Source organism: Acinetobacter sp. YH12218 (assembly GCF_013417925.1).
Lineage (GTDB): Bacteria > Pseudomonadota > Gammaproteobacteria > Pseudomonadales > Moraxellaceae > Acinetobacter > Acinetobacter amyesii.
This window is the reverse complement of sequence record NZ_VPDB01000001.1, coordinates 37,730-49,859: the sequence shown is the minus strand read 5'-3', so window position 1 is coordinate 49,859 and position 12,130 is coordinate 37,730. Positions and strand designations below refer to the sequence as shown.

The 12,130-nt window shown below is 38.6% G+C and carries 13 protein-coding genes; 2 read left to right on the top strand and 11 right to left on the bottom strand.

The genetic code is table 11. The features are described 5' to 3' along the window. Nucleotides 1-55 precede the first annotated feature (55 nt). From trmD to ispH, 11 genes are all read right to left on the bottom strand, one after another. Entirely contained in the window at nucleotides 56-796 is a 741-nt protein-coding gene (gene trmD, locus FTV03_RS00235; RefSeq protein ID WP_180039411.1) for a tRNA (guanosine(37)-N1)-methyltransferase TrmD, read from the bottom strand. Between the two features lie 42 nt (nucleotides 797-838). Next, nucleotides 839-1,387 carry a ribosome maturation factor RimM gene (rimM, locus tag FTV03_RS00230; RefSeq protein WP_180039409.1) on the bottom strand — a complete coding sequence of 183 codons (549 nt, stop codon included), beginning with the start codon at nucleotides 1,385-1,387 and terminating at the stop codon, nucleotides 839-841. A 17-nt stretch (nucleotides 1,388-1,404) separates the two neighbouring features. After that, nucleotides 1,405-1,662 carry a 30S ribosomal protein S16 gene (gene rpsP, locus FTV03_RS00225; protein ID WP_078189354.1) on the bottom strand — a complete coding sequence of 86 codons (258 nt, stop codon included), beginning with the start codon at nucleotides 1,660-1,662 and terminating at the stop codon, nucleotides 1,405-1,407. A 144-nt stretch (nucleotides 1,663-1,806) separates the two neighbouring features. Next, nucleotides 1,807-2,235: a type IV pilin protein gene (locus tag FTV03_RS00220; RefSeq protein WP_218950588.1), complete on the bottom strand. Its 429-nt coding sequence runs from the start codon at nucleotides 2,233-2,235 to the stop codon at nucleotides 1,807-1,809. Beyond that, nucleotides 2,235-2,768, bottom strand: a complete 534-nt coding sequence (locus FTV03_RS00215) for a type IV pilin protein (RefSeq protein WP_257220646.1) — start codon at nucleotides 2,766-2,768, stop codon at nucleotides 2,235-2,237. The genes FTV03_RS00220 and FTV03_RS00215 overlap by 1 nt, the downstream gene beginning before the upstream one ends. Nucleotides 2,769-2,772: 4 nt before the next feature. After that, nucleotides 2,773-6,849: a hypothetical protein gene (locus tag FTV03_RS00210; protein WP_180039403.1), complete on the bottom strand. Its 4,077-nt coding sequence runs from the start codon at nucleotides 6,847-6,849 to the stop codon at nucleotides 2,773-2,775. 14 nt (nucleotides 6,850-6,863) lie between these two features. Beyond that, entirely contained in the window at nucleotides 6,864-7,616 is a 753-nt protein-coding gene (locus FTV03_RS00205; RefSeq protein ID WP_180039401.1) for a PilX N-terminal domain-containing pilus assembly protein, read from the bottom strand. Between the two features lie 9 nt (nucleotides 7,617-7,625). Continuing rightward, a complete protein-coding gene (locus FTV03_RS00200; protein ID WP_180039399.1) occupies nucleotides 7,626-8,630 on the bottom strand; it encodes a PilW family protein in 1,005 nt (334 codons plus the stop codon). Continuing rightward, nucleotides 8,630-9,151 carry a type IV pilus modification protein PilV gene (gene pilV, locus FTV03_RS00195; protein ID WP_180039507.1) on the bottom strand — a complete coding sequence of 174 codons (522 nt, stop codon included), beginning with the start codon at nucleotides 9,149-9,151 and terminating at the stop codon, nucleotides 8,630-8,632. Before pilV ends, FTV03_RS00200 begins: the two co-directional genes overlap by 1 nt. Next, nucleotides 9,151-9,711, bottom strand: coding sequence for a Tfp pilus assembly protein FimT/FimU (locus tag FTV03_RS00190; protein ID WP_180039397.1), 561 nt, complete (start codon nucleotides 9,709-9,711; stop codon nucleotides 9,151-9,153). Before FTV03_RS00190 ends, pilV begins: the two co-directional genes overlap by 1 nt. A gap of 164 nt (nucleotides 9,712-9,875) precedes the next feature. Then, nucleotides 9,876-10,826 carry a 4-hydroxy-3-methylbut-2-enyl diphosphate reductase gene (gene ispH / locus FTV03_RS00185; protein WP_078189362.1) on the bottom strand — a complete coding sequence of 317 codons (951 nt, stop codon included), beginning with the start codon at nucleotides 10,824-10,826 and terminating at the stop codon, nucleotides 9,876-9,878. Nucleotides 10,827-10,959: 133 nt separating this feature from the next. Between ispH and gmk the strand changes: the two genes are divergently transcribed. Both gmk and rpoZ read left to right on the top strand, forming a co-directional pair. Next, nucleotides 10,960-11,583: a guanylate kinase gene (gene gmk / locus FTV03_RS00180; RefSeq protein ID WP_078189363.1), complete on the top strand. Its 624-nt coding sequence runs from the start codon at nucleotides 10,960-10,962 to the stop codon at nucleotides 11,581-11,583. 76 nt (nucleotides 11,584-11,659) lie between these two features. Further along, nucleotides 11,660-11,941 carry a DNA-directed RNA polymerase subunit omega gene (gene rpoZ, locus FTV03_RS00175; protein WP_067762989.1) on the top strand — a complete coding sequence of 94 codons (282 nt, stop codon included), beginning with the start codon at nucleotides 11,660-11,662 and terminating at the stop codon, nucleotides 11,939-11,941. The last annotated feature ends 189 nt before the right edge of the window (nucleotides 11,942-12,130 follow it).

Below are 12,130 nucleotides of genomic sequence, written 5' to 3'. Positions count from 1 at the left end.
CCTTTATGCTTGACCGCTTCAATGCATAAAGAGCCTAATATAAGATTTAAAAAATTTAAACCTTGGAATCTTTTAGCCATTTCTTTTGCTGCTTGGTCAATTCAACTTTTTCAACCAACTCAGGTCGGCGTTCTAAAGTGCGTTGATATCGCTGCAAAAACCGCCATTTCTCAATATTGGCATGATGTCCCGATTTTAATACTTCAGGAACATCTAAACCTTCAAAATGGTCTGGCTTGGTATATTGTGGGCAATCTAAAAGACCATCCACAAATGAGTCTTGCACATGTGATTGCTCATCAGACATTGCATTCGGCAAACGTCGAATAATACTGTCTAATAAAACCATCGCAGGAAGTTCACCGCCTGAGAGTACGTAATCCCCAATTGACCATTCCTGATCAACATATTTTTGGATTAAGCGCTCATCGACGCCCTCATAACGACCACATAACACAATCAATCCATCGTAATCGACAAACTGCTGTACTGCCGGTTCATTTAGAGTTTTGCCCTGCGGTGACATATACACCACAGGAACATGAACAGCACCCGCTTGCTTGGCAAGCTCTTTGGCACGTTGAATTGACTTTGCTAAAGGCTCAGCCATCATCACCATACCTGGACCACCACCAAATGGACGTTCATCCACTCGTTTGTAGTTCCCTTCAGCAAATTCTCGTGGGTTGATGCAATGGACTTGCACAAGATCACGTTTTGCTGCGCGCCCGCTAATTCCGTACGCTGTAATCGCTTCAAACATTTCAGGAAAAAGCGTAATGACTGCAAAAAACATCGCAGATTCCTCTATTTTCCTGCTGCGTCAATCCTTAAAGGATTAGTAATCTACGCCCCAATTTACGTAGATACGACCAGCTTCGAGATCAACACGCTGTACCACATCTTTATGCCATGGAATCATACGCTCTTCGCTATCAACACTTTCGGCAGTGGCACGTACCACCATCACATCGTTAGCACCTGTCTCAAACATTTCATGGATTTGACCGAGATTGACTTCTTGATCTTCATCATCTAGACCTAACACAGTTAGACCTTTCAAATCTGACCAATAGAACTCGTCTACACCCGCTTGAGGCAACTGAGTTTTTGAAATCCAAACATTGGTACCAACTAAGCCATCTGCTGCTGTGCGATCACTCACACCTTTTAGCGAAACGACTAAGCCTTTACCATGCGGTTTCCAACGTTTTACATCTACAATTTGCCAACCTGCTTTGGTCTCAATGTACCAAGGGAGGTAGTCAAAAATATTGCTCATAGGTTCTGTATTGGAATAGACCCAGAGCCACCCATTTAATCCATATGCTGAACGTAGCTGTCCAATCTGAATACGATTTTCGGGAACATTCTGTGTTGGTGTCATGGGTAACCTACTACTAATTAAGCAGTAGCTGCAGCTTTCTTAGCTTCAGCAGCTAAAGAAGCAACACGTTCTGAAGGTTGAGCACCTTGTGAAACCCAGTGAGCAAAACGGTCAGCATCTAAACGAAGTTTTTCTGCTTTACCTTGAGCTGTAGGGTTGAAGAAACCGATACGTTCGATGAAACGACCGTCACGTGCATTACGGCTATCAGTCACAATGATTTGATAGAACGGACGTTTTTTAGCACCACCGCGTGCAAGACGAATAACAACCATGATAGAACCTTATAGTTTTTACGGATTATCCCTGTACCGACCATCGATACATTTCAAACCCCTTTCATAGAGGGCAATATTTTACGTGAAATTTGCCCTGAATGAAAGATCAAAAAGTGTTTATCCACAATTTTGAATTTGAGGTTATTTGCCGTCCCAGTTTGAGGTGGCAGAAAGACCATTACAACTATTTACACCTTTTTCCCAGAAACGTTGACCTTGCTCATTGAGACAAATCCACCCATTACCCGCTTGTGTAGTTCCAGCTTTTGGTTTAGCTACCAACTCCCAAGTTGAAGATGTGGTGTTTAACGAAAGATCATATAAGGAAGTACCAGATATTGGTGTTACCGAAGCCCCGTATATTTTCGAAATATTAGTGTTTAAATAATTTCCTTTTGCTACCTTTAAATGCATTAAGGTTTTACCAATAGTAATCATTTCAGCTTGCGCATCTGTACGATGAGTACGAACTTTATAATTCTGATAAGAAGGGTAAGCAATGGCAGCTAATATTCCAATAATTGCTACAACAATCATAAGTTCAATTAATGTAAAACCTGTTTTATGCATCACCAATTTTCTCCCGCTGAACATGATACGTAACCTGTTATGGAAGCTGTTTGCTTACAACGCACCCCAGTACTCGTAAGTAAATAATTAAAATTTTTAGGATCTGCACTTACAGCTTTAATAGCCCACCCTTGACCAGTAGAAGTACTTGCTATTAAAAGTGGATTCCCAGTCATGTTATCAACAATCGATAAAGTATATTTGGTCGTAGAATTTTCTAATGGCAATGTAAGTAATTGTTTACTCGCATCAAATGAAGAAACTTTAGGTGCAATTGGGGTTGGGTACAAATAGCTTGCATTAAACCCGCGATAACTAAAATTTCTCGATTTATGTCGTTCTAATTGCTCCGCTAATTTTTGCATTTCTTGTTGCGCTTGTGCAGCATTCCCCTTACGCACAAAATGTTGATAGCTTGGTATCGCAATTGCGGCAAGAATTGCAATAACAACAACGACAACCATAAGTTCAATCAAGGTAAATCCTTGATTGCACTTATTCAGTTTCAATTTTCTTTTAAAAGGCTTAATCATAGGCTTAATCCGCTTTTGCATAACGTTCAAACCAACGATTAGGAATAAATCTAATAGAACCACCAGCAGTAATAAACTTATTATCTGTGTTGCAATCATCACCAATACATCCAACCCCCATATCAGCTGGATCTGGAACTACAATAGATTTTTTGCCTGAATCCTCATAAGGACCTACATTTAAATTTACTATCCCTGCCCCTAAATTGTAAACATAATTAGCATTTTGTGGGCATACACCCGTTGGTAAACAAAGTCGTTGTGTAAAGCTGTGCCCTTTTACCCCAGCCCCACAACTTGAGGATGTACCGTTATTCGAAGCATCATATTGAGTAACATATAGACTTCCCTCCATAGCAATGAGTGGAGTCAATCCTTTAATAATGCTCGCACCAGCATCCTCTCTATTTTCAAGTGTGGCACTAAATTTCTTCTTAAATGGGTAGTACCATCCCCCCCATCCTGTAGATGAATTTGCATTTGCACCTAATATAAGAGCTTCGGTACTATCACTACGTACTACATTTTCATTATCAATAAATTTCAATTGGCTAGTCGACGCAGTCTCACTATCTTCTGTTGCTAATGTACGAGCTCCGATATGCGTCTGCGGATAAAAAGTGCCATCCGGATGGATATCATAATCATAAATAGCATAAACAGCATCATATTGTAGACCTAATGGATCTTTTTTACCTGTAGTAGCTGGAGAATCATCTGTAGCCAACAAAGGAGAACTTTTGTTTCCAGATACAAAGCTCACAACAACAATATTCGCACCTTCTTTCTTACCTGCACTATGGTGCGCTGTAAAAACAGGCGACATATAAAATCGTGGAGCTATACCATCATACTTCGTAGCTGTTGCACTAACGTTTTGTAAATTTAAAATTTGGGTTACCTGAGAATCAAAGCCATCTGCTTTCCCATCATTTTGGAAATCCACTCGGAATGCTTGACCAGCCAAATCACCAAAGTAAATATGATCAACGATACCATCATTATTTCGATCAATCGTTTTGATGTCACTAGCTACACTGTATTTTAAATTTGTATTCTTTGAATGTTGCACCCCTTCGTCTGCAGATTCATCTAAAGAGTCCGCATACCAAAGTAGGTCGCCATTGTCAGCATCAAACATGTAAACACCAGAGCCTTTTTTATTATCTTGCGAATAATTATAATGCTCATAACCCGCATACCCAGTACGAATACCATTAGCATACAAACCGTCACCTTGATCACCACCCGCATCGTAACCACCACCAACAAACATCACAAGTTTACGTTGCCCTTTCCAGTTCACATAATCCAGTTTAGGTTTAGACCAGCTTTGCGCCATATTTTCAATGGCCTTAAATGCTTTTCCACTTGCATTGGCTTTCGAATACACTTTCCCTGTCGTTGGATCGATATGGAATTTCAATTTTGGACTCTCAATATTTGTTAAATCCAATGAATAATAGCTACGCCCCCCCATGCGTAAACCGCCATAGACCCATTGTTTTCCATTCAGATTTTCAACATCATCTTTAGAGCCACCAATAACATTACGTACAGCTCCATTAACCGTTAGAGTACCATCGGATTTAGTCACATAAACTGTATGAGCTGTCCACTCTCCATCAATTCCGTAATACAAAGCATCCTTACCACCAGCTAGATTACCCGCATTTTCTCTAAAAGTTTCAGCTTGCTTTTCAATCATCTCCTTTGGAACAAAGCTAAACTTTTCAATGCCAGTTACAGCATCTACAACGCTCAATAAGCCTTGAGTTGTACCAAACATGACATAATCTTTTCGGTCAACAGAGCTAATTTCAACCTTTTGAGTTGTAGCATTTCGTGTTGCTACAGCCTTACCCTCTTGGGTCAATAAAACTGGCAATGAATGATAAACACTACCCATTTGTCGAATACTTGCAATTGCGTTCGTTAAATTAAGATTGTTTGTTTCGGTTTCTGTACTAATATTATAGCCAAGTAAAGTCATCAAACCTCTAACTCGTGCTGCATTATCAGTTTTGGTTTTAGCATCAGTAGTATAAGTATAATCGATACGATTTAAGTCGAAATTTTGACCTACTCTTTCATCTTCTGCTTTAGAAGCATCGTAATCATAGTTTGTCAACAACTTTCTTCCTGCAGTTGTTGTTGAATCACCTTTCTCATCAATTGTTGTTGTAGTGCCTAAAGCCAACTGACTCAGTGCACCGCCTTTCGAAAACACAGGTGCATTTTCAGGATAGGTAATACCTGATTTTGCCCACTGATCTGTTAAATCTTGTAATTTGCTTTTTAAGACAACCGTTTGACTCACACTTCCATTTTCATCGGCATAAACCCCACCATTTACAACATAATATTTCTTTAAATTACCAAACCACAATTGACGAGTATCTGCTGGATCAACCTTTGGCTCAAATTGAGGGAAATAGGCATATTTTTGAATAATTTCAGGGTTCAAAGCATCCATAGGTACCGTAGAAGAACCCGTACTCATTGAGGGAATATCTTTACTAATTTCATCAATAAAGTTGTTAATACTATCTACAACACTTTTCGAGTTCGTCCCAACATACCATTTACCACCACCAATCGTACCCCAATCCTTAGCATCCTGAACATCAGGGTTTGTATCAGAACTAAAACCAGAACTAAATCCTACTACTGCAGTTTTAACCTTTAATCCAATTGGGTTTTTCTCAGGGTCTAATAAACTTTGTGCAAAATTACCGATACATGTCCAAGAATTAGCATCATTTTTATAACCTGTCCTTTTGCCTAATTGACTATTTGCACAGTTAAATGAACTCCCTTTACTCCCTAAAGCACTACTCATTAACTGATATGATGTACCAGCTTTATCGCTCGCTACAGTACCATTAGGTTCTGGTTCACCATCTGTTAGGAAATAGATCCCTTGTCCACTACATTCTTTTTTGGCTTTTGCTGTATCACTACTACCTAATTGTGCAGTAATGGAGTCTGGTGACTGATAAACATTTCCATTTTTTGATGTGGAAATGGATTCTGTTGCAAATCCTGAAAAGGAGGGTTGAGTTAAATAATAATTACCAACATATCCATCAATAGTACCACTAGCACCCTTAGTTCCTGAAGGAGGGTTTCCATTATACCAATATCTCCAACCATTATCGTAACATGAGCCGTCAGATTTAAAATAAGTATTACAATATGCGTAATAATTATTCCAACCAGAAGTCATGCCAAAATATTGTTGTAACGATATATTTGTTGTCGGTCTTGTTCCCATCAAATATGCTGCTGCTTCAGCATAAGCATAAGGTGTTGGAGTACCTCCACCCGCACTTAAATTATTAATCGCTGTTAGTAAGGTATCTCGGTGGGTTTCGTCTCTATATTTATTAATCTCTTCATATACAAATCTACAATCATCCCGATTTCCATAGTTACAATCACTATTTGTAGTAAATTTAAGTGGAGAAGAATCAGTATAATCCGTTGAAGATGTTGTATCGCCTGCCCATGTTAAACAGTTGTAATTAGCATTATCCCATGTTGTGCATTTATTATAATAAATAGTATCTACATTTTTGCCTTTATTTTTCGTCCTATTTGTGTACCTTATCCAAAGTGGTTTTCTATACGTCGAATCCAATACTTTATTGCCAGTTCTTGTACCTAATGCTTTCGCAGGTACTAAGATACGACCAGTATCTCCACTAAAATCAGATAACCCTATGACGATTTTGTCATCTACTCGAGGTATAGTTGCTGTGCCAGATAAAACATCTCTCAAACCTTGTTTGAGAATCGTTAGACGCCTTAAAGAATTATTCGAAGTCGCCTCTCCAGCCATTGTCCAATTCATACTTCCTGACGTATCTAGCATCAACAATAAAGTTGCAGTTCCTGTACTATCCTCAGGAATTTTATAGATTTCCAAATCAGCCGCAAAGCTAGGAGCACTTGCACAAATTAAAGACGTTATTGCAGCTGCAATCGTACCAACCTTAAATTGATTTAAGCCTTTTTTTACTTGCACTTTTTGCTCAAGTACATCTAGGTCAGATTTTTTCATTTCATACTTTTTCATGATTTACTCTCCCATTACGATGCACGAACAGGCTTCATGGTATATTCCATTTCCTGCGTACTATATGGCACATTTTTAGAAGATAAGCAGTCTGTTACTGTCTCATTATCAATTACATCATCCACAAAACTTGTGAAGCTTTTCAGGCATGTATTAATTTCTGTCTTTGAACTCTCGCTCAGATTTGGAAGAATTGATGTTGCTGTAATTACAACTTTCTGGATTCCGGTACTTTTCGAACTTTCCTTATCATCGCCTTCCATCATATGCTCCCAATCTCGACTATTTTCAGCAGCGCGTACAGTAACTTGCGTTAAAACTGCATTTCGACCACTAATAAAATCAGTCAAGCGATCTAACTTACAAAATCCATTTGTGCCCATATCACTATTTTTGATTGAAGAGCCTTCCCAATAAACAACACTGGCTAAACGACTGCCTTCAAAATTATCCGCGGTTTCCCCTCGTATACAAAAGACTAGTTCTTTGCCTTTGTTTTCAGGTCTTAACGTGTAATTCAACATCCCGTCACCAATTCGCATATTTGCAAAAGACAAATCATCATCAGTTTTATTTTCTAGGGTCACAAACACTGAATCACTAGTCTGCTTAAGCAATGCTTGTGCTTGTGCATTCGTAGAGATTTTCAAGGAAGTAATGCTTCCCCGTATAGCCCAAGTTCCAATTAATGTAATTAATACAAGCATGATTAAAACAACGATTAATACTGAACCTTGTTGTGACCATTTGAGATTATTAGCTTTCATATCTTATCCTCACTCAATCCCAAAACCATTTCTAAGAGCGATGGTTTGAGTAACGACTGTCCTAAAATACAAAGCGTTTCGATCATCTTCGGACAATTTAGAATTTACATTTAAAACATTAAATTTATCTTCGTTATCAAAGAATTTATTATTATTCACACTGTCCGTAGAACGGACCAACAATCCAATTTGCACCGAGACAATTTGTGGTTTTTCACCCTCAAGCTCTCGATAATCCTCAATATTTATATAACTAAAACAGTCCAATTTAGAGTCTGCTTCAATTCCAGAAGTCACATCATTACCATCACCATCTTTGACTGTTGATGTAATAGATGAACAACTTTCATTGGCACCATCATAAGCCACACCTAAACGAACACTAAAATGATCAACTCTTGGAATAATAATTTCTCCATTTCCAGTTAACCCGTTTAAAGCTGTGTTCGTTTTTGCTGACTCTTCTGTATAACGCGTAGCTTTACAGGCAAATGCTAGCGGTTCATTTGGATCATTACGGCTTGTATCTTTTCTTAAAAAATAACGTTCAACAACATAATCAGTTACAGTAAGCCCAGTACCCTCACAGTCAAATTGATTTGGAGTGTTGACCTTATATTGAATGACCAATTGATCACTATGCTGATCTTTTAAATTTGATTCACCTATTGCACCACGCGTTAATAAGCTTTCATCGATTGTAAAATCCAAATCACCATCTGCTTTAACGTTATTTGAAATATTATTAGCAGCTAAAACGATCCCACCATATAAAACCTTATCATTTATATATGGCTGTGAAGAATTCAAATTTGCCAATCGAATTGAATCAATAACCGAACCCAAACCAAAAAGTGATGAATTTTGCAAATTCATCATGGCTTGCTGCACAGTCACACTACGCTGACTTGTCAAAAATAATTGAACAGCAATAGCACTCACCAACAGACCCAAAACGAGAGCAATCATCAGTTCAATTAAAGTAAAACCGCGCTGTCTAGTATTAAAGCTCATTAAAATGTCTCCATAACTAAACATTTGGAATCAACCACATATGTGCCTGTATTAGAATCAATACAATTGGTTAAATCATCACTGCTAATCGTCGTTTTCCCCCAAGCGACATAAATACAATTTAAATTACTTTTAACGCAGTCAGCTACAATAATCGATTGGCCACTTTGAGATGTTTTTTCTAATATCTCCATCGCATCATATTTCGCCATAGTAGTAGAGTTGCACTTTGGGATTGCTAGGGATTTAGGCGAAGTAATACTATTTGTACCTACACAAGAATCATTAGTAGATTTTTCATTGATTGCCTTTTTATATTCAGATAAAGCTGTACGATTTACCCGTATACGCTCAGCTAAATCACGTGCGAGATTCATTGCCACCGTATTTTCAGTTGCTTCTTGAGCAGCATCCATTGCCCGTAATTGTAAGGCAGCAAATCCCAATACGCCTATAGCAAGGATAAATAGAGCAACTAAGACCTCCATTAATCCAACGCCCTTTTGTACACTCTTATTCATCATGAGCAGGTTCCCATAGTGATTGTATCGACTGTTCCAACTTTTGACACATGAATCGTTCGACTTTCACCAATTTTTTTATTGCATAAAGTAAATTCCAAAGGCACAACTTGGGGTATTTTTTCTGGATTATCATCTGGATCTGTATCACAAGGAGTTGGTGTCACAGCGGGTTTAGGATTACATACCGGGTTATCTATAAGCTTTTCACGTTGTTTTGCAATACCTAGACCAGTAAAAACAACATCAATTGAATCACTACTTAAAGCTATATCCTCATTTGGAGATACCCAATGAAATACAGAAGGTGTATGCGGTGGGCAAACTTGTTTGCCACTACCATCATCTGGACATTCTAATTTGAGAGTAATCGGCTTTCTTAAAACAATTGCCTGTCCTCGAACCTCACCAAACAATAATGCAAATTCTTTTGTAGTCATATCTAACTGCTTACGAGCTATTAAATTACCAAACGAAGGCGCAGCCAGCATGGCGATAATCGCCATCACAGCAATCGTCACCATCAACTCAATTAACGTAAATCCATTATTTTTCTGCATACTCCCCCCAAGGCGCGCCAAACTTTACCCTATTAAAAATAATATCTAATTAAATTACAAAACAAACACAAATAAGGATAAAAGGCATAAAAAAACAGATAATTGCCAAAAAGCAATTATCTGTCAATTCTTAAAAAAATTCAGAATGTTAAGTCATTAACACTTTATGCTTGAGTTACAGGAATACGTAACTCTTTTGGCAAACTAAATGTAATATTTTCTTCGCGGCCATCAAGCTCTTGCGGTGCTTTTGCTCCCCAATCTTGTAGGCGCTGAATTACCTGTTTAATTAATATTTCAGGTGCAGATGCCCCTGCAGTTACACCAATTTTAGTCTGTTCATTAAACCATTCTTGCTGTAACTGATCGGCATTGTCCACCAAATAGGCATGCTTACCCATCCGCTCAGCCAGTTCACGTAACCGGTTCGAGTTCGAAGAATTCGGTGAACCCACAACCAAAACAACATCACATTGTTCAGCAAGATCTCGTACGGCATCTTGGCGGTTTTGAGTGGCATAACAAATATCATCTTTGCGTGGCCCCTGAATTTCAGGGAACTTCTGACGTAGGGCATCAATTACTTTTGCTGTGTCATCTATAGAAAGCGTTGTCTGAGTTACAAACGCTACTTTTTCGGGATGCACTACTTTTAGATCTGCAACATCTTGCTCATCTTCAACCAAATAAATCGAACCACCATTTTTGGTATCATATTGGCCCATTGTACCTTCAACCTCAGGGTGACCTTCATGACCAATCAAAATCGCTTCCACGCCTTCACGTGCGTATTTGGTCACTTCTATATGTACCTTGGTCACCAAAGGGCAGGTCGCATCAAAAACTTTTAGCCCACGGCGCTCAGCTTCTTGTTGTACCGCTTTAGACACACCATGCGCACTGAAGATCACGATATTGTCATCAGGCACTTCATCCAGTTCATCCACAAATATTGCACCGCGTTGACGCAAGTCGTCCACCACAAATTTATTATGTACTACCTCATGACGCACATAAATTGGGGGGTTAAAGCATTCCAGTGCTCGGTTCACAATCGCGATGGCGCGATCAACACCTGCACAGAAACCGCGTGGATTAGCTAAAACAATTTCCATAGAATCCTCAATGCCCACTCAATTTTACGGGTATCACTTGAAATAAATGTAAACAATAGACGTCTGACTATTTTGTTTGGCGCGCGTCTGCTCTAAAATAGAGAAGATATTTTATCATATCAGGAAAAATATCATGTCGGGTCTCTTGTTTGTCGTTTCTGCTGCTTCGGGAACAGGCAAAACATCCCTCGTTAAAGCCCTGCTTGAACGTGTAAACAATTTACATGTCTCTGTTTCTCATACCACTCGTGGTCAGCGTCCTGGCGAATTAGACGGCGTACATTACCATTTTGCAAAAAAAGAAGATTTTTTATCTTTGGTGAATGAAGGTGGCTTCATTGAATATGCAGAGGTTTTTGGTAATTATTACGGCACTGCACAGCGCACAGTAAAAGAACAATTGGCCAAAGGTCATGACGTTTTACTTGAAATTGACTGGCAAGGTGCTGAACAGGTTCGTAAACTTTTTCCTGAATCTAGACAAATTTTTATTCTCCCTCCGAGTCAGTTCGATTTACGTCAACGCTTATCCAATCGTGGTACAGACTCTGTTGAAGTGATTGAACATCGCCTCAGCTGTGCCGTAGAAGATATGCAGCAATATGTTAATTTTGACTATGTCATTATTAATGATGACTTTAATAAAGCACTGCATGACTTAGAGTCTGTGATTATTGCCAATCGTCTTGTTTTAAAACAACAAGCCATGCGCCATGAAAAACTGATTGAGAAATTAATCACCCCTACGGAACAGTGATTAAAACTTGAGTCTATAGACAAAGCACCTTATACTGCACAGTCTGTTAAAAATTTATATTCAAACGAGAATTCTTATGGCACGCGTAACCGTTGAAGATTGTTTAGACCATGTAGACAACCGCTTTGAGCTTGTACTAGTGGCAAGCAAACGCGCGCGTCAATTGGCACGTCAAGGTATCGAACCTACTGTTGAGTGGGACAATGACAAACCAACCGTTGTTGCTCTTCGTGAAATCGCAGCGGGTCACGTTTCTAAAGACATTTTGAAACAACGTGAACAAGACTACCAAACTTCAAGTTTAGACCTTGCACTTTCTGCAAATAACCTAAACTTAGACGGTTTTTCTTTCCAATAAGATCAACCTGACCTTGAAAGCCTAGTTTTTAACTAGGCTTTTTTTATGGATTCTCTTTAATATTTTACTCAGAACAGTTATAACATAAGCTTAAGAAGTGCAAAGCAAGCGAAAAAGATTTTCATTTTTTTAAACTAAAAAATTGACAAGTCATGCAATATGCATTTCATTAAAGTATTAACCGTTTCA